Source organism: Bradyrhizobium sp. SZCCHNS30572, assembly GCF_032484415.1.
GTDB lineage: Bacteria > Pseudomonadota > Alphaproteobacteria > Rhizobiales > Xanthobacteraceae > Bradyrhizobium.
The window spans coordinates 421,127-445,441 of record NZ_JAUESY010000001.1 but is presented as its reverse complement, the minus strand read 5'-3'; the positions used below and the strand labels follow the sequence as shown (position 1 = coordinate 445,441).

The following is a 24,315-nucleotide window of genomic DNA, read 5'->3' as shown; positions in this document are numbered from 1 at the left end:
CACCGACGAACGTCATTGCCGGTGTCGCGAGGCAACCATGAGAGGGAAACATGCGCCTATCCTTTGCGGCAATACGCTCCATCCAGACCAAGATCGCCTTGATCGCCGGCTTCTGCCTGGCGCTCACCTGCGTCATCCTGATCGGCTACGGTCTGTTCTCGACGCAGAGCATGAACCAGTACGTCAACCACGAGGTGATGCAGCTGGTCGATCGCCAGACCAAGGAGAGCCTGATGAACCGGGCCTCCACCGAGGCCAACGTCATCAAGGCCGAGCTGGAGGTCGGGTTCGACGCCGCGCGCACGCTGGCGCAGTCCTTTGCGGTGTTGGCTGACGCCAAGAACGGGACCGCCACGAGCGCCCGCCGCGCGCAGCTCAACGCCGTGCTGCGGCACGTGCTGGAGCTCAATCCCGCCTTCAACGGCACCTATTCGGCCTGGGAGCCCGACGGGCTGGACGGCAACGATGCGGCCTTCAAGGCCAACAAGGAAATGGGCTCCGACCACACCGGCCGCTTCCTCCCCTATTGGACGCGAAGCGCCGGCGGCGCAATCGCCGTGCAGCCGCTGGTCGAATACGACAGCAGCGAGCGCCATCAGAATGGCCTCGTGAAGGGCGCCTGGTACATCAACCCGAGCACCACCGGGAGGGAGAACATCCTAGGACCGCTGCCCTACATCGTCCAGGGCAAGCCGGTGTTCCTGGCCACGATGTCCGTTCCCGTCATGATTGACGGCAAATTCCGCGGTCTCGCCGGCGCCGACTACAATCTCGACTTCGTGCAGAAGCTGGCGGTCAAGATCAACACCTCGCTGTTCGACGGCAAGGGCAAGGTCGTGATCCTCAACGACACCGGCCTCGTCGTCGCCGACAGCGCCGACCAGAACGTCATCGGCAAATCCGCCGCCGAGGCCGACTCGCGCTGGGCCGACAGCGCCGCCATCGTTCGAACCGGCAAGGGCACCGTTCTCGACGAGCCCAACAATCCCAACGTCGACATCTACGCCCCGATCACATTCGGTCTCACCGACACGCCCTGGTCGGTCGTGATCTCCGTCCCGCGCGACGTCGTTCTCGCCTCCGCACGGCAGCTCGACGCCTCGCTCAGCGGCCGCTCGACCAACAACACGCTGTGGCAGCTCGGGGTCGGAACGGTGATCACGGCGCTTGCGATCTTCCTCATCTGGGTGGCGGCACGGGGCATTGCCCGTCCGATCCAGGATTGCGCCGTGTTTGCCAATGGCATCGCCAAAGGCGACTTCAACCAGACCCTCACCATCGAGCAGGCGGACGAGGTCGGAGCCCTCGCCACCTCCCTGAAAGCCATGCAGGGCGACCTGAAGCAGAGCATCGCGCAGCGCGCCGAGGACCAGGCCGCCGCCGACGCCCAGCGTCGCCACGCGATGAGCCAGATGGCGGATCAGTTCGAGGCGTCCGTCGGCGGCATCGTCGAAACCGTGTCGGCTGCCTCGAGCACGCTGGAGACGTCGGCCGGCTCGTTGAGCGCCACCGCGGAGCGGGCGCAGACGCTGGCTACGACGGTCGCCGTGGCATCGGAGCAGGCGTCCACCAACGTGCAGTCGGTGGCGTCCGCGACCGAGGAGATGGCCTCCTCGGTGACCGAGATCAGCCGCCAGGTGCAGCAGTCCGCGCGCATGGCCAACGAGGCCGTCACGCAGGCACGCTCCACCACGGGGCGGGTCGGCGAGCTGTCGAAGGCGGCCGCGCGGATCGGCGACGTCGTCGAGCTCATCAACAGCATCGCCGGCCAGACCAACCTGCTCGCCCTCAACGCCACCATCGAGGCGGCACGGGCGGGCGACGCCGGACGCGGCTTTGCCGTGGTCGCCACCGAGGTCAAGGCGCTTGCCGAGCAGACCGCGAAGGCGACCGGCGACATCGGCCAGCAGATCGCGGGCATCCAGACCGCCACCCAGGAGTCCGTCGGCGCGATCCGCGAGATCAGCGAGACCATCGAACGTCTGTCGGAGATCTCGGCCACCATCGCCGCCGCAGTCGAGCAACAGGGCGCGGCGACGCAGGAGATCTCGCGCAACGTCCAGCAGGCGGCCCAGGGCACGCAGCAGGTCTCCTCGAACATCACGGATGTGCAGCGCGGCGCAAGCAGCACCGGGACCGCGTCCTCCGAGGTGCTGTCGGCCGCAAAGCTGCTGTCGCGTGACAGTGGCCGCCTGAGGGACGAGGTCGGCAAGTTCCTGAGCTCGGTCCGCGCGAGCTGAGCGCCGGCCGACCAAAACCGAAAAGGCCGCCTGGATGAGCCAGGCGGCCTCGTCGTGTTGGATGCAATGCGTCTGCTGCTGATCTCAGCGGCCGCCGCGCGACAGCATCTCGAAGCGGTAGTTGACGCCGACCATCGCCGTGTGGAGCTGGGTCTTCTGGCTGACGACGTTCGGCCCTCCGGTGATCGCGGCGGCGCCCGGCAGCGTGCCGGTCACGGTGCCGAAATCGGCGTAATCATATTCGGCGAAGGCCGACCAGTTGCGGGCGAACATCCACTCGACGCCGGCGCCGACCGTCCATCCGCTGCGGTTGAACGCCACGCTCGCCGACTGCCCGGTGGCGGTGTTGACGACCGAAACGTTGGTCCGTGTCCACGCCGCACCACCGCGCACGTAGGCCAGGATCTCAGGTGTCACGAGATAGCCGGCACGCACCGTGGCGGTGTAGAGGTTGCTCGTCCGCGTGTTCATCGTCAGCGCCGGCCCGAGCGGGCTCGACGCGTTGATGATGCCGATATCGGCCATGGCCTGGATGCCGACGACGAAGCGGTCCATCTGATAATCGCAGCCGAGCTGCAGGCCGCCGATGACGTCGCTGCCATTGCTCGAGATGGCGGTCGGAATCTGCACGGCAGCGACGGGCAGCGGCGCCACGTTGCCGCCGCCTGCCACCGGCGGCTGGTTCTGCGGCGGCGGGTTGCCATTGTTGCCCTGCGGCGGCGGGTTCGGCTGGCCGCCGCCATTGTTCGGCGGCGGATTCTTCGGCGGCCAGGGCTTGTCCGGATGATACGGCCATCCGCCATGATGGTAGTTGCCGCCCTGCTGCTGCCAATGATCCTTGTCGGGCTGCTTGTCGCCATAGCCGCCCTTGCCGTCATCATTGTCGCGCGGCTTGCCGCCCCAGCCATAGCCGCCATGCTTGTCGTCGTCGCGTTGATCCGGCTTCAGCCAGGCGTAGCTGTCACGCTCGCTCTTCAGCGGCTGCTTCGACCAGCCGAAACCGAGTGGCTTGTCGTATCCGTCGTCCTTCTTCCCACCCCATCCGGAAGCCGGCTTGTCGTGATCGTCCTGCCGATCACGGTGCAGCCAAGCCGATCTGTCGGAGTAGCCGTTTGAATGCAGCTGCGACCAGCCGCTCGACTTGTCATGGTCGTCGTCGTGATGCTTGTCGAACCAGCCGCCACCATATTTGACGTCGTTGTAGTTGTTGTCCTTGTTCTTGGATGGCGCCGACGGCCAGGACGACTTGTTGTCGCCGCCTTTCGATCCAACCTTTGGCCAGTCGTGATCCTTGTCGCCATACGGCTTGCCGGGCTGCCACCAGCCCTTGTCGCCGCGCTCACAGATCGGGGGCTTTTGCGGCGGCTTATGCGGCGGCTTCCACCCGCCGTTATTCCCGCCGGGGTTGTTCGGCGGCGGCGGGTTCGGCGCAGGGTTTGCAACCACAGGCGGCTTGACCACAGGCGGGTTGTTCGCGTTACCGACCGGTTGCTGCACGGGCTGAACGGGCGCGGCAGCGGCATTGGCGACCTGACTCCACGTCTGCTGCTGGCGTGACCAGGCCATCCCGGCATTCGCGCCGGCATGGCAGCCACTCCACCTGTAGGCGAAGACGTCGGGCGGCGGGAGCGGGGGAGGCAGGGCGAGATCAGTCGCCCAGACCGATGTCGTACTTCCTGCGAAAGTAGATAGGCAAAGGCATACGCCAAATACGCGACGCATCGAACTCACAACTCCTGAACACGTGCCGCAACAAACGGCGGCCGCATCAGGAGGGTGAGATTGTGTCGCGAACTGAATTGAAAAATGTCATTCGGAAGGAATGCAGATCGGCCCCCCGACGCGATCGAGATTCGGCTTTGACTGTTGCACGCAAGATGCAGGATTCTGGCAAAAAGAAGCAGCGCGCGACACGATTGCGACAAACGGCGCGATGCGCGATGCCGTCGCGGCTCACGAGTTCATTCGTAGACGAACGTGCGCACCGAACTCACTGGATGCGCTGCGCGCGGCCCCGCGCTCGACGGCATGCTTCCTGATCGCGCGCACCTCGCGATCGTCGTCCTTCACATCTACTACACGTCTCGATTGCATCACATCGAGCAGGGCGGCATATCGGCTGCACGGCCGCCATCGTCTTCGACGCGCCGACGCTCGGCTGTCCATGCGTGTCGACAACCCCTGCTCTTGGTTTCGCCGTTATCGCGCAGCCTGTGCGACGTCATCGATCGGGAGAGAAAGCGGCGGACGCCGCCGTAATCGCACCGAATGAGGCGTGGCTCCGTCAACGTTGCGGCAACTCATCGGGGGCGCGTGCCGCGAAGCATCCATAATTGCGGCCGGTTGTGTCGTGCTCACTCGCCGGGCTCGAAGGCCCCGCAGAGGGTGTCGATCCGATCCTGCACTCCGCAGAGATGCACCCATTTCCGCTCGTTCTGGATTGCGATGAGGATGGAACGGAGCAAGGGCACGGCCGATCGCGACCGGAAATACGGATTTGAGCTCGCCGCCAAATCGTCCGGTCATCAGCACAAGCGCCGCCTGCGCCGCCCGCGCATCATGGCTGGGCTCGCCTCGGCCATGACGACAGACTGAGGCCCGTCGGGCGGATCAGCGCAGCGTGATCCGCCGCGCCGCGCGGTGCGCACGGCACATAGCGTGTCATGCCACCATCATCACGGATTGCGCCGGGAGAACGAGATGGCATAGGCGCCGTTGCGGATGTCGATCATCGGATCGTCGGAGGCCTCGATACCGTCGGTGAGCTGGCCCGGCAGGAACAGCAGCTTCTTCTGCGCGGCGTCGCTGTCTTCGACCGCCTTGTCGATCGTCAGCACGCCGAGCTCGACCAGCTTGCGATCGTCAGGCCACGGTTTGGCCGGATCCTTGGTGTCGTCGCCGGCCGCGGCGAGCTGCGCCTTGAAGCGGAACGTCACCGGCCCCTGCTTCAGCCGCGCCGGCAGCTCGGCCATCAGGAAGTCCGGCGCGCGTTTCGCCGCGTCCTCCTGGTCGATATGCACGACCTTCTCCGGCAGCATCTGCCAGCGCACCGCCTGCTTCTCGCCGGCCTTGTTGACGAGGACGAAGGCGTTGACGCCGAAATAGGCCTCGTCGGCAAGACTGTCTGGCGTCGCGATGGTGCCGAGCGCCGCCGGCACCGAGGGATGGCTGGCGATGAACTGCTCGAGCCTGGTCGGCTTGACCGCGTTCGGTCCAGAGTCCGCGATCGCCAGGAACAGATCGCGCAACTCCGCACCGGTCGAGACGGGGAAGAATTTCAGCGAATTGATCACGAGGTCCATGTCGCTGCCATCGGCGAGATGAAACTTCACCGCCATGCCGTGCGGATTGGCGTCGCCGGAGCCGTCCGGCAGGTTCGGCACGCCGGTGGAGTCCGAGAACCGCACCGTCACCGGAATCTCGCCGCCGCTGAACAGCGACGCCTTGCTCAAGGTTGCCGCCTCGGTCGACGGCTTGAACTTGCCCTCGACCACGACGCCCTTGGCGTGATTGGCGCGAAAGCCGGCGTGCACGCCGAACACCTTGTTCATCGCATTGACGAGTTGCTCCTCGACCGGCGGTTCCTGCGCGAGGGCAGCGGCGGGCAACGCGAGAGCAATCCCGGCCAGCGCGGCAACGAGTGTGCGTATCGTCATGAGCGGCGTCCTCCTGTATGAGCGATGCAGCATAGCAGCATGAATTGACGCGTGAGCGATTTTCGAGCGCGGCCGATTGGGCGCCCATCACAGCGGCATGATCCACCTTGCGGTCTGACAGGAGCCATCACGCCCCATCACCGCTCCTTGCGGCGAGATGGCGAATGTCTCTATTGTAGCCACACGTGCCCGGTCTGCCTCCCTCCGCCCTGCGGTGCGGATCCGGGGATCGTGCCCCCTCCGACCCTGACGCCGGACGGCGCGCCCACGACGGAGTTTCGACTGTGTCCGCACCGGAAAGCTTCCCCATCGACAAGATCCACATCCCCGACAAGAAGCGCAAGGCGCTGAAGCAGGACGCGATCGACGCGCTGGCCGAAAGCATTTTGGAGGTCGGCCAGCGCGAGCCGATCCTCGTCCGCCGCGACAAGGACCATTTTGTCCTGGTCGAAGGTCTGCACCGCCTCGAAGCCTGCAAGGCCCTCGGCGAAAGCGCCATCATGGGTCTGCTGATCTCCGCCGAGGAAGCCCGCCAGCGCGAGCTGCCACCGCCGCCCGTCGATCCTGAGCGCGAGAAGATGGAGCGGCTGCGCAAGCTGCGGCTGGAGAAGGAGGAAGCGGAGAAGCTCACAACGGCGCCGAGGGGCGTCTCTGGCGCCCATGCCGCGACGCGCCCGCGCGCGCCGACGGAGACGACGAGCCGGAGCAACAGGCCTGCCACCGCGAAACCATCGCGCCCCGGACAAGGATCGTCGCCCCGGACCTTGTCGGATTGGATCAAGCAACAAGAGCGCAGCGGCGGGCGATACTGACGGTTTCAACGCGCGAGTTCCTCCCCGGCCACGGTCTGATTGAGCGGCAGTCCTTCTGGCGGGTCAGCGCAGCGCGATCCGCCCGGCGGCCTCTCCGATGCGCCTTGCGCAGCGGGATCAGGCTGCATGCAGATCGGACCGGCCTGGATCTGCCCGTAGGCGCCGCGAGTCCGTCCCGCATGTTGCTCCGCGGAGGACGGTGCGGGACGGGATCGCTAGGCAACTCGGATCAAGCCCGTCCGACTCAGCGCGACGCGAGGGAGCGCGGCAATCACTGCGAGCATGCCAAAGGCTGCGACGTTGGCCCCCACGTCCCTCGTCGCAACCGCCTTCGGCTGAAAAAGCCTATTCTCGGAGAAGATGCTCGCCGTCTGGATCATCGACTTTTTGCGCGCTTACGGGTTCGGACGCCGTTTCCGGTATTTCACGATTGCGCCGATGCGAGGTCTGTCGCTCGGCCAGGGGCTTATCGCGGCCGCCAAGGCCGATACGATTTCGATCGCGTCTTGGCCGGTCGGAATGCACGGCTTCACACTTGCCATTTCCACGGCCTCCGACACGTGCTCGGCACGCGACTGGAGGTCTACGGCTCGTGAAGGTCAGCAGCCCGGAGTTCCGTGCTCCTGGGTTCCTCACTTCCCACCCGGCGAACTGGTGGCTTCTGACTCGGGGCTCGAAGGAGAAGAAGTAGCGACCTCCGCGGCCGATCGAGGCCCGTTTGGTATTGAGCTGCGGATTGTCTCACGCCCCCCGCTATACCGACAGTGCCAGAGATAGTCCGCCATGCGCCGAGGAATTGGGTTGGCAAACCGGATGGGGGCCCTTCTCGGCCCCGAACGGGTACGGATGCGGCGCGTGGAACCCCTGCTTCGACGAGACATTCTTTTCTCGTCCGTTGAATCACCGCCGCTGCCCCGCGCTCGTCGGCCATGAATCTTGGAGCGTTGACTTGACCTCATTTGAGCAGAGGCCGCTCGGCCCGATCATCATCCTCGTGGCAGCCGCCGCCGGCACGCTGCTCGGCCTCTACGACTACCTAGCTCCTTTGACCGGGGTCACTGGCGCCCCGGGCGCGTTGCTCGTCATCGGATCCAGTCTGGCACTCGTCTTCGACGCCTTCGTCCTGTGGTTTGGTCGAAGCGGGTGGCTCTTCTGGGTGTTCTGGTCCCTCGGGCTGCTCGGCGCGCTCGGCACAATAACCGCCGCCTGCTTTCTGCATGCGTGGTGGCTGGCGGCGGCCACGGTCGTCGCACTCGTCGGATTGATTGTGACGCTTGTCGCCCCACCCCAGCCAAGAAGAGCCGTGGCATGAGAATCCGTTCATTCTGCCGTAGCGCCCCATTTGCGGCGCTTACGCTGGCGGTCATGGTCGCGCTGCCGCCGGCGATTGCACAGAACGACACTGCTCATCCGGCTGCCACCCCCGGAAGCATTCCAGGCCCAGAGCAGCATGGGCCTTCGAGCACTGGCTCGGAGCAGCCCCACAGCAATGCCGGTCGCGCATCGTCAGCACCGGGCAACGAGCAATCGGGAGCTGCCGACGCAGGCGCTCAGCTGCCGTCCGGCAGCTTGCCCACGCCGAAGCCGATCCCGCTCGTCCCGACCCATGCCGTCTGGAATACGTTTCACGGTCAGCTCAATGCCCAGAAGTACTCTCCCCTGACCCAGATCACAGCCGACAATGTCCGATCGCTGGTAAAGGTGTGGGAGTATCACACCGGCGACGTTTCGGATGGGTCGGGCAAGCTGCCGACCAGCGTCTGGTCCGCCACGCCGATCTTTGCCAATGACACGCTCTACATCGGCACGCCGTTCTATCGCGTTGTTGCGCTGGAGCCCGCGACCGGAAAGGTCAAATGGACCTTCGACTCCAAATCGACGCTCAAGGCCTTGACCCAGCCGGCGCTGAAGAACCGCGGGGTCGCCTATTGGGAGGCAGCGAATCCCGTCGCGGGCCAGCCGTGCCAGAAGATCGTCTATCTCGGCACCATGGACGCGCAGCTCTTTGCCATGGACGCGGATACTGGCAAGCTCTGCCGTGATTTCGCGAACGGCGGCGTCCTCAACGTCGATCAGTGGAACGACGTGAACAACAAATATCCGCTTTCGTTGCTTCAGCCGCCGACGGTCGCGGGCAATCACGTGATCCTGGGCTGGGCCGGCAAGGACTGGGCCTATGCTGAAGCACCGCCCGGCACCGTATTCTCGCTCGATCCGCAAACGGGCAAGCGACAATGGTCCTTCGCTACGCTGCCGCCGAAGATCGCGTCCCGCACCGGCACCGCCAATGTGTGGACGGGCATGTCGGTCGACGAGGGACTTGGATTGGTCTATCTCCCGGTCTCCAGCCCCTCCCCGAACTACTGGGGCGGCAACCGCACCGAGCCGATCCCGTTGGCCACATCGACAACGGCCCTCAACCTCGAAACCGGCGAGGTCGTTTGGTCTCGCCAGTGGGTGCACCATGACATCTGGGACTACGACATCAACTCCGCGCCGACGTTGATGGACATCACCGTCGATGGGAAGCAGATCCCAGCGCTGATGCAGGCAACCAAGATGGGGTTCCTCTTCGTCGTCGACCGACGCACTGGCAAGGACGTCTGGCCGATCGAGGAGCGCAAGGTGCCTGGTGGCGACGGCTCGATCCAGGGCGAAATCTACGCGCCGACGCAGCCGTTTCCGATCAGGCCGGCGCCGCTGCTCGACCAGTCGAAGAAGCCTCCCATCTGGTGGGTCGCCGACGCCCTCGGGCTCGGCCAATGCTCGAGGCTCTGGAAGAGCCTCAATTACGCCGGCATGTACTCACCGCCGACCCACAAGGACAGCGGCGTGCTCGCCTATCCCGACTCGGCCGGCGGCGTGCAATGGGGCGGCGTAGCCTTCGATCCGCGCGGCAAGACCGCGATCGTCAACTTCTCGCACGTGGTGCAATCCATCAAGCTCTACCCCCGGAAAGAATATGAGCAGCGCGCAGCCGGCTCGGGCAACGAGCAAGGCTTCTATCCTCAAGAGGGTGCGCCATACGGCATGTCACTCGACAACGCGCTGAACTGGCTCGGCATGCCCTGCTGGAAGCCGCCATTCGGCGAGATCGCCGCCATCGACATGACCACCGGTGACATCAAATGGCGCCGTCCCATCGGCGCCTCCCAGAAGTGGGGCTTCTACATGCCGGAGTCGATGGGATCGGTGACGATCGGCGGCCCGGCGGTTACGGCCGGAGGCGTGATCTTCATCGGAGCCTCGATGGACGCCAAGGTGCGGGCCTACGCGCTGGCCGACGGCAAGGAGCTCTGGTCCGACATCGTCCAGGCCCCCGCGGTCGCCAATCCCGCCGTCTATGAGTACAAGGGCCGCGAATACGTCGCCTTCATCGCGGGCGGCAACACGATCCTCAAGGACCAGGTCGGCGATCAGGTCGCCGTCTACGCTCTACCGTAGTGCGGCGGTGCTCGCCAGCTGGCTTGCGCTGAACCGTAGCGGAATGGCTTCCGTGCCTACGCCGCGGCGATACAGCTGCCGTCGCATTCGCTGCGCAGATGGCGCGGCCGACTGGACCGCGGCGAGGTCGCGATCGCCGGCGGGCGCATCCTCATCCCTCCGCCCGCCGTTACCACGTCTTTAGGCGAGGTCCGCCTTCATCAGGTCGCGCAGCGCTTTCGGTATGGGCTGCGCCCTGCCGCCGCTGATGAACGCAACTCTGACGTCGGCCTTGACGAGCACCTCCTCGCCGCGCCTGACCTCCTGCGCCAGCGTGATCGACGCGCCCTTCACCGCCACGGGCCAGGTGACGACGTCGAGCACGTCGTCCATACGGGCCGGCCGCAGGAAGTCGAGCGTCATCGAGCGCACCACGAAGGCGAAGCCCGGGGCCTCGCTTGCCGCCTCCGCGAACAGCGCGTGCTGCTCGGCGCCCATCAGCCGCAGATGATTGGTGCGGCCGCGCTCCATGAAGCGGAGGTAGTTGGCGTGATAGACGATTCCGGAGAAATCCGTGTCCTCGTAGTAGACCCGCACCTGCATGTGGTGGCGGCCGTCGCGGATCGCGCCGTCGAGATGTCGTTGGGTCAAGGGAAGCCCTCGATAGCCGGAAATGGCGATCGTTTCGCCCAGTTCAACGGCCAACGCAAGAGCAGGCCAGCGCGAGCCGGCTAGGACGTCACCTCGACGGGTTCCCTGCCGACGTTGACCAGCACGATCTCCGGCGGCATGCCGATCCGGACTGGCATGATGCTGCAGCCGAGGCCGCCGGAGACGATCACGTCGCATTGGGTGCGGATGTGGCCGTAGGCCAGATTGACGCCATTACGCGCGGGAACGGCCGGCGACCAGCCGAGCACGCGGATCTGGCCGCCATGCGTATGCCCCGACAACTGCAGCGCCACGCGCGGCGGCACCCGGAGCGCGACGTCGGGCTCGTGCGCCAGCAGAATTACCGGGGCGCTGTCCGTCACCTTGCGCAGCGTCGCTGCGAGATCATCGATGCCGATCCGCGGCATCGGCCGGAAGCGCCGCGCTGGCATGTAGGCCAACTGATCGCCGAGGCCGGCAAGCCAGAAGGCATGGCCATTCTTGGTGAGACGCACGACGTCGTTCTCGTAGACGGGAATACCGGCGGCCTCGAGCGCCTTCTGGGCATACGGCGCGCCGCGGCCGTCGCGCTGCACGGTTCGATCATCCCAATAATCATGATTGCCCAGGATGGCGTGCACGCCCAACGGCGCCTTCAGGCCGCCGAGCACCGGCGCCCAGGCATCGGCGTCGATGCGTCCGATGTGATGACGATGACCGGCGACGTAGTCGCCGAGCAGAACGATCAGATCCGGCTGCAGCGCGTTGGTTCGCTGGACGATCCCGTCGATATGAGCGAGCGACATCCAGGGATCGCAGGCATGGATGTCGGCGATGGCCGCGATCTTCAGTCTTAGCCCAGCCGGCCAGTTGCGTGGATGGATGTGATAGTCGGTGACGCCCAGGCGGAGCGGCTCGACGCCGACGCCGTAGGTCGCGGTCGAAAAACCGGTGGCGGCAAGACCGCCTGAGAATGACAGAAAGCGACGGCGTGACAGCATCGATAAACTCCTCGCAGCGGCTCCCTTCTCCCTGATCATTGCAACCGATTTCGGGTGCGTCTGTGCAGATTGTCAGCAGTTTCGTTAATCATCGTCCTCGCTGCCGAACAGACCGAACTGGCCGGGATCGCGGTTCGAGGGCTCGGCCAGGCCGAGATGCCTGAACGCGTGCGACGTCAGCAGCCGGCCGCGCGGCGTACGCTGCAGATAGCCGCATTGGATCAGATACGGCTCGATGATGTCCTCGATGGCATCGCGCGGCTCCGACAACGCTGCCGCCATGGTCTCGACGCCGACCGGCCCGCCGCCGTAGTTCAGCGCGATGGTCGAGAGATAGCGCCGGTCCATCGCGTCCAGCCCGGCGGCATCCACTTCGAGCGCGCTCAGCGCGTGATCGGCGATGGCGCGATCGATCGCACTGGCGTTGGCGGCCGACGCGAAGTCGCGCACGCGGCGCAGCAGCCGGCCGGCGATCCGTGGCGTGCCACGGGCGCGCCGCGCGATCTCGTTGGCGCCGTCGGCGGTCATGCCGACCCCGAGCACGCGGGCACCGCGCGTGACGATGCCTTCGAGCTCCTCCACCGTGTAGAAGTTCAGTCGGATCGGAATGCCGAACCGGTCACGCAACGGATTGGTCAGCAGGCCTGCGCGCGTCGTCGCGCCGACCAGCGTGAACTTCGACAGGTCGATCTTGACCGAGCGGGCCGCGGGGCCTTCGCCGATGATGAGATCGAGCTGGAAATCCTCCATCGCCGGATAAAGGACCTCCTCGACCGCCGGGCTGAGACGATGGATCTCGTCGATGAACAGCACGTCGCGCTCTTCGAGATTGGTCAGCAGCGCGGCGAGATCGCCGGCCTTGGCGATGACCGGGCCCGAGGTGGCGCGGAAGCCGACGCCGAGCTCACGCGCCACGATCTGCGCCAGCGTCGTCTTGCCAAGTCCGGGCGGACCGACGAACAGCACATGGTCGAGCGCCTCGCCGCGCTTGCGCGCCGCCTCGATGAAGATCGAGAGGTTGGCGCGCGCCTGCTGCTGGCCGACGAACTCCGACAGCTGCTGCGGACGCAGCGCAGTGTCGCCGACATCGTCGGAGCGCCGCTCCGGACTGACCATGCGCGCCGGCGGCTTCATTCGTTGCCGCGCCTGTATTTGTTCGGCAGCAATTCGCCGATGGTCACCGCCGCAGGCCCCTTGCCGTTCGACGGCACGATGACGCGCGCCTTGGCATCATAGTCGTGGATCAGCTCGCGGCAGGTGCCGCAGGGCGAGACCACGGCGACCTCGCCGGGCTCGCCGGGCTTGGGATGGCGCACGGCAACGATGGTCTCGATGCCGTGGTCGCCAAACTCGGTGATGGCGCGGCCGATCGCGATGGCCTCGGCGCAGACAGCGTTGCGGCCGAGATAGGCATCGATGTTGACGCCAGTGATGATGCGGCCGTCGCGCGTGCGCATGGCGGCGCCGACCTCCTGCCAATCGTTGCGATAGCGGCTCTTGACCGCTGATGCGGCCGCCTCGATCAGCTCCTTGTCCTTCTTGCTCACCATGGGGGAAACGGATGTCCTTCTGCTCGCCCGGCCGGGCGACGATAGCCTATTTCGCCAGCTCCTTGAGGCCGAGGCGAATGAGTTGCGCGGTCTCGGCCTTGTCGCCGGCCGCGCGTGACGCGGCGGCAATGGCGGCAGCCGCCTGCGGCTGGCCATAGCCGAGATTGATGAGCGCGGAGATCGCGTCCGCGATCGGCTGCGGCGCGCGGGATTCTTCGATGGCGCCGGACAGCCTGACGACACCGGGATCGACATCGGCGAACGCCGGCGCCTTGTCCTTCAGCTCGGTGACGATGCGCTCGGCGACCTTGGGGCCGACGCCCGGCGTGCGCGCCACCGCGGCCTTGTCGCGCAGCGCGATCGCATTGGCGAGGTCCGCCGGCGGCAGAGTGCCTAGGACCGCGAGGGCGACCTTGGCGCCGACGCCCTGCACCGTCTGCAAAAGGCGAAACCATTCCCGTTCGACATCCGAGCGAAAACCGAACAGCTTGATCTGGTCCTCGCGCACATAGGTCTCGATCGACAATGTGGCGGCTTCACCGGGCGACGGCAAGGCCTGCAGCGTCCGCGCCGAGCAGTGCACCTGGTAGCCGACGCCGCCGACGTCGAGGATGACGAAATCCTCCGCGTAGGAATCGATCAGCCCCTTCAGCTTGCCGATCATAGCCCGGCCACCTTCATGCGCAGCGCCTGGCCCTGGCGGTGATGGGCGTGGGTGATGGCGATGGCGAGCGCGTCCGCCGCGTCGGCCGACGGCGGCTCGGCCTTCGGCAGCAGGATCTTCAGCATCACCGCGATCTGGCCCTTGTCGGCATGACCGGCGCCGACCACGGTCTTCTTGACCTGGTTGGGGGCGTATTCGGCGACCGAAATTCCGAACATCGCCGGCGCCAGCATGGCGATGCCGCGGGCCTGGCCGAGCTTCAGGGTGGCGACGCCGTCCTTGTTGACGAAGGTCTGCTCGACCGCGGCTTCCATCGGCGCGAACCGGCCGAGCACCGCCGATAGCCCCTCATGGATCGCCAGCAGCCGGCTCGCCAGCGGCAGATCATCGGGCGGCTCGACCGAGCCGCAACCGACATAGATCAGCCGGTTGCCCTCGCTCTCGATCACGCCCCAGCCGGTGCGGCGGAGGCCGGGATCGATCCCGATGATGCGGACGGCTGCGCGAATCGGCTGGGCTTTCATGGATTAGAGATAGCCTCGCGCCGCACCGATGGAAACATAAACGGAACGCACGAACGACGTGGTTGATCGTCCGTCAACCGCCCATCTTCGCCATCAGGGCGTCCGAGATCTCGAAATTGGCGTAGACGTTCTGGACGTCGTCGTGTTCGTTCAGGAGGTCCATCAGCTTCAGCAGCTTCTCGCCGGTCTCGTCGTCGACGGCCACCGTGTTCTGCGGCTTCCAGGTCAGCGCCGCCTTGCGCGGCTCGCCGAACTTGGCTTCGAGGTTCTTGGCGACTTCATGGAAACTGTCCGGCGAGGCATAGACCTCGTGGCCGCCCTCGCCCGAGATCACGTCGTCGGCGCCGGCCTCGATCGCGGCGTCCAGCACGGCATCGTCGGAGGCGACGCTGCGGTCGAATTCGATGATGCCGACGCGGTCGAACATGAACGAGACCGAGCCGGTCTCGCCGAGGTTGCCGCCTGATTTGGTGAAGAAGGAGCGGATGTCGGACGCGGCGCGGTTGCGGTTGTCGGTCAGCGCCTCGACGATGATGGCGACGCCGCCCGGGCCGTAGCCCTCGTAGCGGATCTCGGCATAGTTGTCGCCCTCGCCGCCGAGCGCCTTCTTGATGGCCCGCTCGATGTTGTCCTTGGGCATGTTCTCGGCCCGGGCGGCGACCACGGCGGCGCGCAGCCGCGGGTTCATCGCCGGGTCGGGCGTGCCGAGCTTGGCGGCGACGGTAATTTCGCGCGCCAGCTTGCCGAACAGCTTGGACTTCATCGCATCCTGCCGGCCCTTGCGATGCATGATGTTCTTGAATTGGGAATGGCCGGCCATGCGAGGTCTCTTGCAATCGTAGGGGATCAGGTGGGGAAGCGCGGCCTTATAGGCCGGGAATCGTCAAAATCAAAGATTTGAGGTGGTTTCAGGGTGGCTGCCCCCTCCTCGGAGAGCCAGTTGGCTGCCCCGCACCATAAGCCAAATGTTAACCATGGCTTCACAGTCAAGTGCAACGATGCCGCCCCTCTGCACCTTTTCACCCGCACCGGGGCCTACCCCATGGCGTTTGGTTTCTTTGCAAGACGAGCCTCTGCGCCCGAGCCGGTGGCCGAACCGAAGCCGGTAGCCGCGCCGGAGCCGCTGGCGTCGTCGGATGCCGATTCGGCCAAGGCCATCCTCGACCTGCTGGAGCTGGAACTCGGCGGCATGATTCGCCAGCTGGAGCGCGCCGCCGATGCGGTCGCCAGCGGCGCCGAGGCGACGGCGGGGACGCTGACGGACATTCGCCAGCGCGCCGATGCGCTGAGCGGACGCAGCAGCACCGCGCAAGGAACGGCGGCGACGTTCGCCCACGCCGCAGAGAAGGTGACCCAATCCGCCCACGGTATCCGTGCCCAGGTCCAGGACGCCGGCCAGCTCGCCGACCAGGCCAGCGCCGCCGCCTCGGAAGCCCGGGCCAACGTCGACCGCCTGCGCGAATCCTCGGCGGCGATCGGCAACGTCGTCAACCTGATCTCCCAGATCGCGCGCCAGACCACCTTGCTCGCGCTCAACTCGACCATCGAGGCCGCCCGCGCCGGCGAGGCCGGCCGCGGCTTTGCCGTAGTGGCCACCGAGGTCAAGGCGCTTGCCGTCCAGACCCAGAACGCGACCGAGGAGATCACCCGCAAGATCGAGGCACTGCAGAAGGACGCCGCCGGCTCGGCCGACGCCGTCCACCGCATCGCCCAGGCGATCGAGGCGATCCGCCCCGTCTTCACCAACGTCAACGGCGCCGTCGCCGAGCAGAACCAGACCACCGGCGAGATGTCGAACAATGCGGCCCAGGCCTCGCAGTTCATATCCTCGGTGGTCGACAGCGCCGCCGACATCAGCAGCGCCACCCAGCAGGCCGAGAGCTATGGCGAGCGCGTCACGAACGCCGGCCGCGCCGTGACGATGTACGCCCAGAAGCTGAAGGCGCGCTGCGCCGTGCTGCTGCGGCAGGGCGATCGGCCCGTGCGCAGCGGCAGCGAGCGTCTGCCCTGCCACCTCAAGATCGAGATCAAGTCGGGCGCACGCACGATCGGTGCGCCGGTCTATGAGATTTCCAACGACGGCCTTCTGATCACCGGTCCGGATGCGAGCCGCCTGCCCGTGAACGAGCGTCTCGACGCCGTGCTGGAGGACGTCGGCCCGTGCCGCCTGCGCGTCACCGAGCAGGTCAAGGCCGGCGCCCAGGCGCGGTTCGATGCGCCCAGTGCCGAGCTGCGCGAGAAGATCGAGGACAAGCTCTGGTCGCTGCACGAGGAGAACAACGAGTTCGTCACCCGCGCCATGGAAGCCGGCACCGAGCTGAACCGGATGTTCGAGAGCGCCGTTGCGCGCGGCGAGATCACGCTCGAGGACATGTTCGATACCAACTATGTCGAGATCCCCGGCACCAATCCGCAGCAGCACCGCAGCCGGATCCTCGACTGGGCCGAGCGCGTGCTGCCGTCTTTCCAGGAGGCCTTCCTTGCCAAGGACCAGCGCATGGCGTTCTGCGTGGCGATCGACCGCAACGGCTATCTGCCGGTGCACAACCGGATCTATTCGCATCCGCAGCGGCCGGGCGATACGGCCTTCAACACCGCCAACAGCCGCAACCGCCGCATCTTCAACGATCCGGCCGGGCTCGCGGCAGGCCGCAACCAGCGGCCCTATCTGATCCAGAGCTACGCGCGCGACATGGGCAACGGCAACACCGTCATGATGCGCGAAATCGACGTGCCGATCCGGGTTCGCGGCCGGCACTGGGGCGGCTTCCGCACCGCCTACAAATTGTGAGCCAAGCCGTGATTTTCTGATCCTTTCAAGCCCGGGAGTCTGGACATGTCGGTCGCGCAACGCGCCATTCTGGAAAGTCACGACGCGCGCACCGGCGCCGAACGGCTGATGGACGAGATCGCCGACCGCATCGGCGGTCTCGGCGTCGAGCTCGCCGATGTCGCCGGCAACGTCCAGGAGGTCGCCAACCGCGTCAGCTACCAGTCGCAGCGGTTCGGGCATCTCCAGGCCACCGCCAAGACCATGGTCGCGGCCAATCACGACATCGCCACCGCCTCGCAGGCGGTGCAATCGGCCACGACCGCCGCGGTCGGCGACATCGCCCAGTCGCGCAACGTGGTCGACACCGCGGTGCGGCACATCGCCGAATTGGTCGAGTCCGTCGAGCGCATCGAGCAGCGGCTCGGCTCGGTCGGCGATGCGCTGTCGCAGGTCGCCAAGGTCTCGGTCGCGATCGAGGCGATCGCCAAGCAGACCAACCTGCTGGCGCTGAACGCAACCATCGAGGCGGCCCGTGCCGGCAGCGCCGGCCGGGGCTTCGCTGTCGTCGCAAGCGAGGTGAAGTCGCTCGCCGAGGCGACGCGGCAGGCCACCCAGGAGATCGGCGATACCCTGCGCGGGCTCGACTCGCAGGTGAAGAGCCTGCTCGGCGAGAGCGGCCAGGCCTCCTCCCGCGCCAAGACCGCGGGTGAAGGCGCCCAGCAGATCGGCGGCATCATCGTCCGCGTCCAGGACGGCTTCACCAGCGTCGGCCAGGAGATCGACGGCGTGGCGAAGGCCGCGACCTCCAACCTCGCGCATTGCGACGCCGTGATCAGCGAGCTCAACGAGCTCGCCAAGGGCGTCGACCAGTCCTCGGTCGAGCTCAAACAGGCCGACAGCCGGATCGCCAAGCTGCTCGATCATTCCGAGGCGCTGATCGGGCTGATCGCCGAGAGCGGCGTACAGACCGCGGACGCGCCGCTGATCAAGACCGTCGTCGACACCGCCCGGCAGATCTCGGCGACCTTCGAAACGGCGATCGACCGCGGCGAGATCACGCTCGCCGACCTGATGGACGAGAGCTATCGCGAGATCCCCGGCACCAATCCCAAGCAGTACATGACGCGCTACGTCGAATTCACCGACCGCGTCCTGCCGGCGATCCAGGACCCGATCCAGGGCAGCGATCCGCGCATCGTGTTCTGCGTCGCCTGGGCGCGCGGCGGCTACCTGCCGACGCACAATCCGAACTACCGCAAGCCGCAGGGGCCCGATCCGGTCTGGAACAACGCCAACTGCCGCAACCGCCGGCTGTTCGAGGACCGCGCGGTGAAGAAGGTCGCCGCCGCCAGCAACAAGCCGTTTCTGCTGCAGACCTACCGCCGCGACATGGGCGGCGGGCAGTTCGTGCTGATGAAGGACCTCTCGGCGCCGATCTTCATCAAGGGCCGGCATTGGGGCGCGTTCCGGATGGGTTTTCGGCTCAAGTCCTGACCCAGGCTCTCATCCTCCCCAGAACGAAGGCTTCGCCGGCGACAGCCGGCCGCCGATGCGCACCGGCGCGATCTTGATCGCAAGCCCGGTGCCGTTGTCGGTCTCGACCGCCACGCCGCTCAACGTCGCCTCGCCGGAGGCCGGCTCGAAGCGCGCCGACGGGATGCCCGACTGGAAGCGGCGCAGCGGCTCGTCCTTCTGCATGCCGATGATGGAGTCGTAATCGCCGGTCATGCCGGCATCGGTCATGTAGGCGGTGCCGCCGGGCAGGATCTGGTGATCGGCCGTTGGCACATGCGTATGGGTGCCGACGACGAGGCTGGCGCGGCCGTCGCAGAAATAGCCCAGGCCCTGCTTCTCGCTGGAGGCCTCGCAATGCACGTCGACCACGATCGCATCCGCCGCCTCGCGCAGCGGGCAGGCGCCGAGCTCGCGGCCGACAGCCGCGAACGGGTCGTCGAACGGCGTCATGAACACGCGCCCGAGCACGTTGACCACCAGCGCGCGGGCGCCGTTCTTGGCGTCGACCAGCGCCGCGCCACGGCCGGGCGTGCCCGCCGGATAATTCGCAGGGCGCACCAGGCGCGGTGCGCGCTCGATGAACACCAGCGCCTCGCGCTGGTCCCAGGAGTGGTTGCCGAGCGTGACCGCGTCGGCGCCGGCATCGACCAGCTCCTGATAGATCGCCTCGGTGATGCCGAACCCGCCGGCCGCGTTCTCGCCATTGACGATGACGAGATCGAGCGCCCAATCGCGGATCAAGCCTGGCAGGTGGTCCGAGACGGCGCTGCGGCCGGCCCGGCCGACGACGTCGCCGACGAAGAGAATTCGCAACTCAATTGCTCCGGAAATCCAAGGTCTCGCGCTCGGTTAGCACATAATCCAGCGCCGCGTCGTGGGCCAAGGCCGGGATCGCCTCGGTTTCCTGCACGGCAAAGCCGAGGCCGACGCCGATGAGGTGATGCGATTTACGCAAGTGCGAGAAGGTGTAGTCGTAGTAGCCGCCGCCGTAACCGATGCGATGGCCGGTGCGGTCGAAGGCGGCGAGCGGGACCAGCATCACGTCCGGCACCAGCTCGGCCGCAACGGGCGACGGCTCGGGGATACCGAGCGAGCCCAATGTCAGCCGATCACCCGGCGACCACGCCCGGAAGGAGAGCGAATGGCCGCGCGCCAGGATGACCGGCAGTGCCAGCCGCGCGCCCTTCGCCGCCAGCACGCGCATCAGCGGCACCGGATCGAGCTCGTTGCGAATCGGCGCATAGCCGGAGACCACCTGGCCCGGCTCCAGCGCGAAGGGGAGCCCGCGCGCCGCGATGGCCTGCGCGGCGGCGCTGCGCGCCTCGTCGCTCAGCGCGTCGCGCGCGGCGAGGGCTGCAGCCCGCAGCTGCTGCTTGGTGTGCTGGACGGCCTTCATCGGCATGCGGCGGGATCTCCGTCAAGAGCTCGCGGACGCGGGCACTCCAACGTTCTCAGAAACGCAGCAGATCGGCAATCAAGGGGACAGAACAGAGGGAGAGAGACAAGCGCGAAGCCGCAATCGCCGTTGAAACGCTCGATCCCGGAGTTCCCTACGAAAGTAGGTGGGCACCATATGTCCAGGTCCACGGACCTGGCCAGGGACAGTTCCCTAAAGGATCGATAAGGCCCCGGGGATATGTTGGTTCCGGACGCGCGTCGCAGCCTCGCTGACGCAATGTAACCATGGCGGGGTGATTTTGCCAGCGGTGGAAGCGGATTGACGCGCGCTGCCGTTGTCCAACCTCGGCGTCGTCGCCCGGCTTGACCGGGCGCCCCCGTACGCCGAGGCAGCAGTGGTTGAGCCGACAGGCCGCGGCGTACCGGATCGCCCGCTTTTCGCGGGCGATGACAGTTGTCGGGTGGTAGGAGCCGGGCCGAACACGGCAGAGCAGATCAGAATAGGCATGGCATCGCGTCCTCGTGGCGCTCGGCGTCCGAGTTGTTCATTTGGCTCGCCCTCTCGACACAGAGGGCACAGGGAAGGCCGGGCGTCGGCTGACGCCCGTGGCCCGCCTGCGTAAAAAATGCAGGCGGCAGGTACCACAGGTGCAGCCGGAAACACCCGGCCTTCCCTGCGCGACGGTTTGAACGGCTGCTTCGCGATCTCCCTGGTGCGCCGGGCTTGTTGGCCACCATGCGCGACAACGCGCTTGCGCGCGTTGCGCGGGACACCAGCATCGGGGTGTCAGGACCACGCGACTTGACCGTACGTGCATCGCCGTTCGTCCGCGCGATCAACTCACGCTGCGGCAATCCACGCCCATCGCATCCCACTGCCAACGCCTCGTGACGGTCGCGACACGCCCCTCATGCGGCAGCAGGACGAGCGGAAGCATCCGCCTGATTTGCCCGACACGGCAAGCCATGCGGCCTGCGACATCGTAACGCGACGGGCAGTTTACGCATGATCGACATGCGCGGTTTGCCCGTCGTGCAGTTTACGACGTGCATCTGCTCCCGTGCCGCCAGCTCAACATTCCGCCGTCGTCCCGGCCTCGCGCGCCCTTGCGCCGAGGCAATTCAGGATCTCTCCGCAGATGCAGCCTGGATTGCTTCGCCTCGCCACTGCGCTCGCAATGACGCCGTGGTGATGACGGCGCTCCCGCGGCAGCGCCGCGTCGGCAGCGCATAGTCTTGCCACGATTCAGGCTCATCGACTTGGAGCTGAGGTTGTGGCAGATCATGCCTACATCCCAATGCCCTGTATCGTACATTGGAGTCCTGGCATGCGCTTCGATCTCAAAACCGTCACGGCCGCCTGCGCGCTACTGATCGCGTCGGCTGCTGCGAGCCTCGCCGCCGACGTCAAGATTCATCGCGTCTCGATCCAGGTCGATCAGAACGATCCGGCGATCATGAATCTCGCGCTGAACAACGCCACCAACATCATGGAGACGTTCAAGGAGAAGGGCGAGGAGGTCGAGATCGAACTCGTCACCTATGGACCCGGGCTGAACATGCTGCGCGAGGATACCTCGCCGGTGAAGGACCGGCTCAAGCAGATCGCCGAGCTCAGCTTTCCCGCCAAGATCAAGTTCTCCGCCTGCAACATCACCAAGCGCGGCATGGAGAAACGCGAAGGACATCCGATTGCGATCGTCACCGAAGCGAGCCTGGTGCCATCGGGCGCCGTCAGGCTGATGGAACTGCAGGAGAGCGGCTGGAGCTACCTGAAACCTTAGGTAGTTTCTGCCCCAAAACTGCCAGCTTTAGGGCTCATTGAGATACGACCTTGGATTGAGCTGTGTCATCAGTCTGCTCGGGGGATGGCGAGCAGACGCGATCGGGGACTAGTCACATGCACAGAGTACTCGCCCGGCCGGCGCTGCTGGCGCTGGCAACGCTTTCGGCTGCCTTGCTCACCCCCGTCGGCGCGGTGCTTGCGCAAGGGCAGTCCGCCGCTCCGCTCTCGATCAAGCCTGCGCGCGCGTCGGAACGGCGGGCCGTCGAGCCTCGGGTCTCCGAGACCCGCGCGCCCGAGCCACGGAGCGCCTCGGACGAAGCCGCCATCAAGACGCGCATGAACCAATGGACCGTCGGCCTGGCCGCGGGCCTGCCCGACGGTGGCTTCGTGCGCTTCGCCAGCGAGATGGCGCGGACCATGGACGACGGCGACAACATGCGCCTGATCCCGATGGTGACGCGCGGCACCACCTCGAACATCGCCGACCTGCTCTATCTGCGCGGTGTCGACGTCGCGATCACCTATGCCGATGCATTCGACTTCTATGCCAGGCAGGCAGGCCTTTCCAACATCAACGACCGCATCCGCTACGTGCTGCGCTTCTTCATCTCCGACGTGCACATCTATGCGCGCGAGGAGTTCAAGTCGCTGCAGGACCTGAAGGGCCAGAAGGTCGCGGTGGGCACGGCGGGCGTGGCCGCCGCCCACACCGGCCCACTGATCTTCCGGCGCCTCGGCATCGACATCGAGCCGGTCGCGGTCGGTGGCCCCGTCGCACTGGAGAAGCTGCACAAGGGCGAGATCGCCGCGATGGTATATGTCGCCTCCAAGCCCGGCGAACTGTTCAGCGGCAAGAAGGCGGATCCTGGATTCCACTTCGTGCCGGTGCCGTACACGCAGCAATTCTCGGACTTCTACTATCCGACCAGCATCAAGGCCGACACCTATCCAGGGCTGGTCGCACCCGACACCGCCGTGGAAACCATCGCCGTGCCGTCGGTGCTGGCCGTCTACAACTGGAAGCCCGGCAGCGACCGCGCCGACCGCGTCAACCGCTTCGTCGACACGCTGTTCACCAACCTCGCGCGGCTGCAGCAGCCGCCGTTCCATCCGGGCTGGAAGGATCTCAATCTCGAGGCCCAGGTGCCGGGCTGGCAGCGCTATCCGTATGTCGACGCCGTGCTGGAGCGGATGAAGAAGGAGGCCAATGTCGGCCTGCCGCCCGCCGCGGCCGGCAGTCTCTCGCAGCAGGAGCGCTTCGATGCCTTTCTCGAATCGCAGGCCAAGGCGCCGACCTCGAAGGCGGAGAAGGAGGAGCTGTATCGCTCCTTCCTGGACTGGAGCCGCAAGCGGCAGAAGTGAGCAGGCGATGGGCTGATGACAGCGGGCGAGGTGGTGGGCTGTCGACCATAAGTTCATTTGCATTCTCGCCCTAACGCTGGCGTGTTGCGAGACGCTGAAAAATAGTGGGACGAGATATGGCGGCTCGGGCAGTCTGCTCCCTCTCCCCGTTCTCACGGGGAGAGGGTTGGGGTGAGGGGCCGACGCACGGGAGTGCACGTGGTGAGACCTGTCCCCCCCTCACCCGGATTGCATCTGACGATGCAATCCAACCTCTCCCCGCAAGCGGGGCGAGGTACACCGAGCAAGCCGCCAAAGCGATCTTCCGACCCGCGACGATCAGCTCAACAACAACACCATGCCGGGATCGCCCTTGGCCATCGCGCGCTGATAGGCCGGGCGCGCGGCGATGCGGGCGAGATAGGCGTGGATGTTGGGGAAGGGTCCGAGATCGTAGGGCAGGAAGTAGCGCATCGTGGTGAGCGAGAACACCGTCATGATGTCGGCGGTGGTGAGCGCGTTTCCCGCGAGATAATCCGCCTCGCCGCAACGCGCCTCGACCAGCGCGAAGGCACGGTCGAGCCTCGCCCTGATGGCGCCGAGAACCGGATTGTCGTCGGGCAGATGCAGCCGGTTGAGGATCATCAGTCGGCCCATCGCCGCCTGCAACGTACCGTTGGCGAAATGAAGCCAGTAGAGGAACGGCGCGAAGCTGGGATCATCAGGCCCAGGCCGCAAGCGGTCTTGGCCGTAGGTCGCGGTGACGTAGTCGACGATCGCGCCGGATTCGGCGAGCACGAGATCGCCATCGGTGATCACGGGCGCCGCGCCGATCGGATGCAGCGCCTTGTACTCGGGCGGCGCCAGCATCGTCCGGGCGTCGCGCGTGTAGCATTTCAGTTCGTACGGAATTTCCAGCTCCTCGCAGAGCCAGACGATACGTTCGGACTGCGACTTGCCGAGGTGATGAACCGTGAGCAT

Annotated in this window: 22 protein-coding genes and 1 other RNA gene; 10 read left to right on the top strand and 13 right to left on the bottom strand. The window is 66.2% G+C overall.

Going from position 1 to position 24,315, the window contains the following annotated elements; all coding sequences use genetic code 11:
• The first annotated feature begins 50 nt into the window (after window positions 1–50).
• A complete protein-coding gene (locus tag QX048_RS01985; protein WP_315713936.1) occupies window positions 51–2,240 on the top strand; it encodes a methyl-accepting chemotaxis protein in 2,190 nt (729 codons plus the stop codon).
• An 84-nt stretch (window positions 2,241–2,324) separates the two neighbouring features.
• Here the strand turns inward: QX048_RS01985 and QX048_RS01980 are convergent, their stop codons facing one another.
• Complete coding sequence (locus tag QX048_RS01980; RefSeq protein WP_315713935.1) at window positions 2,325–3,806, bottom strand: outer membrane protein; 1,482 nt, start codon at window positions 3,804–3,806, stop codon at window positions 2,325–2,327.
• An 885-nt stretch (window positions 3,807–4,691) separates the two neighbouring features.
• Between QX048_RS01980 and QX048_RS01975 the strand changes: the two genes are divergently transcribed.
• The gene (locus QX048_RS01975; RefSeq protein WP_315713934.1) at window positions 4,692–4,835 is read left to right on the top strand and encodes a hypothetical protein; all 144 of its coding nucleotides are present in this window, start codon (window positions 4,692–4,694) and stop codon (window positions 4,833–4,835) included.
• A gap of 80 nt (window positions 4,836–4,915) precedes the next feature.
• On the opposite strand, the gene QX048_RS01970 is transcribed toward QX048_RS01975, so the two are convergent.
• Window positions 4,916–5,896, bottom strand: coding sequence for a catalase family peroxidase (locus QX048_RS01970; protein WP_315713933.1), 981 nt, complete (start codon window positions 5,894–5,896; stop codon window positions 4,916–4,918).
• Between the two features lie 284 nt (window positions 5,897–6,180).
• On the opposite strand from QX048_RS01970, the gene QX048_RS01965 reads away from it, so the two are divergent.
• The 4 genes from QX048_RS01965 to QX048_RS01950 all read left to right on the top strand — a co-directional run bounded on the left by QX048_RS01965 (window position 6,181) and on the right by QX048_RS01950 (window position 10,152).
• Window positions 6,181–6,708, top strand: a complete 528-nt coding sequence (locus QX048_RS01965; protein ID WP_315713932.1) for a ParB N-terminal domain-containing protein — start codon at window positions 6,181–6,183, stop codon at window positions 6,706–6,708.
• A 360-nt stretch (window positions 6,709–7,068) separates the two neighbouring features.
• A complete protein-coding gene (locus QX048_RS01960; RefSeq protein WP_315713931.1) occupies window positions 7,069–7,485 on the top strand; it encodes a DUF4396 domain-containing protein in 417 nt (138 codons plus the stop codon).
• Between the two features lie 172 nt (window positions 7,486–7,657).
• A complete protein-coding gene (locus tag QX048_RS01955) occupies window positions 7,658–8,020 on the top strand; it encodes a hypothetical protein (protein WP_315713930.1) in 363 nt (120 codons plus the stop codon).
• A gap of 257 nt (window positions 8,021–8,277) precedes the next feature.
• Window positions 8,278–10,152, top strand: a complete 1,875-nt coding sequence (locus QX048_RS01950; RefSeq protein ID WP_315713929.1) for a pyrroloquinoline quinone-dependent dehydrogenase — start codon at window positions 8,278–8,280, stop codon at window positions 10,150–10,152.
• A 180-nt stretch (window positions 10,153–10,332) separates the two neighbouring features.
• On the opposite strand, the gene ybgC is transcribed toward QX048_RS01950, so the two are convergent.
• The 7 genes from ybgC to QX048_RS01915 form a co-directional block, all read right to left on the bottom strand.
• Entirely contained in the window at window positions 10,333–10,782 is a 450-nt protein-coding gene (ybgC, locus tag QX048_RS01945; protein WP_315713928.1) for a tol-pal system-associated acyl-CoA thioesterase, read from the bottom strand.
• 80 nt (window positions 10,783–10,862) lie between these two features.
• Entirely contained in the window at window positions 10,863–11,783 is a 921-nt protein-coding gene (locus QX048_RS01940; protein ID WP_315713927.1) for a metallophosphoesterase, read from the bottom strand.
• A gap of 84 nt (window positions 11,784–11,867) precedes the next feature.
• On the bottom strand, window positions 11,868–12,917 hold the full coding sequence (ruvB, locus tag QX048_RS01935) for a Holliday junction branch migration DNA helicase RuvB (RefSeq protein ID WP_315713926.1): 1,050 nt from the start codon (window positions 12,915–12,917) through the stop codon (window positions 11,868–11,870).
• Complete coding sequence (locus QX048_RS01930; RefSeq protein ID WP_315713925.1) at window positions 12,914–13,333, bottom strand: cytidine deaminase; 420 nt, start codon at window positions 13,331–13,333, stop codon at window positions 12,914–12,916. Before QX048_RS01930 ends, ruvB begins: the two co-directional genes overlap by 4 nt.
• A gap of 46 nt (window positions 13,334–13,379) precedes the next feature.
• Window positions 13,380–13,997 carry a Holliday junction branch migration protein RuvA gene (gene ruvA, locus QX048_RS01925; RefSeq protein WP_008961684.1) on the bottom strand — a complete coding sequence of 206 codons (618 nt, stop codon included), beginning with the start codon at window positions 13,995–13,997 and terminating at the stop codon, window positions 13,380–13,382.
• Entirely contained in the window at window positions 13,994–14,521 is a 528-nt protein-coding gene (gene ruvC / locus QX048_RS01920; RefSeq protein ID WP_315775405.1) for a crossover junction endodeoxyribonuclease RuvC, read from the bottom strand. The genes ruvA and ruvC overlap by 4 nt, the downstream gene beginning before the upstream one ends.
• 73 nt (window positions 14,522–14,594) lie before the next feature.
• Window positions 14,595–15,341, bottom strand: coding sequence for a YebC/PmpR family DNA-binding transcriptional regulator (locus QX048_RS01915; protein WP_315826034.1), 747 nt, complete (start codon window positions 15,339–15,341; stop codon window positions 14,595–14,597).
• 222 nt (window positions 15,342–15,563) lie between these two features.
• Here QX048_RS01915 and QX048_RS01910 point away from each other — a divergent pair, with 222 nt between their 5' ends.
• Window positions 15,564–17,312 carry a methyl-accepting chemotaxis protein gene (locus tag QX048_RS01910; RefSeq protein WP_315826033.1) on the top strand — a complete coding sequence of 583 codons (1,749 nt, stop codon included), beginning with the start codon at window positions 15,564–15,566 and terminating at the stop codon, window positions 17,310–17,312.
• A gap of 45 nt (window positions 17,313–17,357) precedes the next feature.
• Entirely contained in the window at window positions 17,358–18,788 is a 1,431-nt protein-coding gene (locus QX048_RS01905; protein ID WP_315826032.1) for a methyl-accepting chemotaxis protein, read from the top strand.
• Between the two features lie 9 nt (window positions 18,789–18,797).
• On the opposite strand, the gene QX048_RS01900 is transcribed toward QX048_RS01905, so the two are convergent.
• From QX048_RS01900 to ssrS, 3 genes are all read right to left on the bottom strand, one after another.
• A complete protein-coding gene (locus QX048_RS01900; protein WP_315713920.1) occupies window positions 18,798–19,622 on the bottom strand; it encodes a TIGR00282 family metallophosphoesterase in 825 nt (274 codons plus the stop codon).
• Window position 19,623: 1 nt separating this feature from the next.
• The gene (locus QX048_RS01895) at window positions 19,624–20,205 is read right to left on the bottom strand and encodes a 5-formyltetrahydrofolate cyclo-ligase (protein WP_315714372.1); all 582 of its coding nucleotides are present in this window, start codon (window positions 20,203–20,205) and stop codon (window positions 19,624–19,626) included.
• Window positions 20,206–20,315: 110 nt separating this feature from the next.
• A non-coding RNA gene (gene ssrS / locus QX048_RS01890) (6S RNA) lies at window positions 20,316–20,477 on the bottom strand.
• Between the two features lie 1,058 nt (window positions 20,478–21,535).
• On the opposite strand from ssrS, the gene QX048_RS01885 reads away from it, so the two are divergent.
• Both QX048_RS01885 and QX048_RS01880 read left to right on the top strand, forming a co-directional pair.
• A complete protein-coding gene (locus tag QX048_RS01885; RefSeq protein ID WP_315826031.1) occupies window positions 21,536–21,991 on the top strand; it encodes a DsrE family protein in 456 nt (151 codons plus the stop codon).
• Window positions 21,992–22,107: 116 nt separating this feature from the next.
• On the top strand, window positions 22,108–23,355 hold the full coding sequence (locus tag QX048_RS01880; RefSeq protein WP_315713918.1) for a TAXI family TRAP transporter solute-binding subunit: 1,248 nt from the start codon (window positions 22,108–22,110) through the stop codon (window positions 23,353–23,355).
• 318 nt (window positions 23,356–23,673) lie between these two features.
• Here QX048_RS01880 and QX048_RS01875 read toward each other — a convergent pair whose 3' ends face one another.
• Complete coding sequence (locus QX048_RS01875; protein ID WP_315752615.1) at window positions 23,674–24,315, bottom strand: glutathione S-transferase family protein; 642 nt, start codon at window positions 24,313–24,315, stop codon at window positions 23,674–23,676.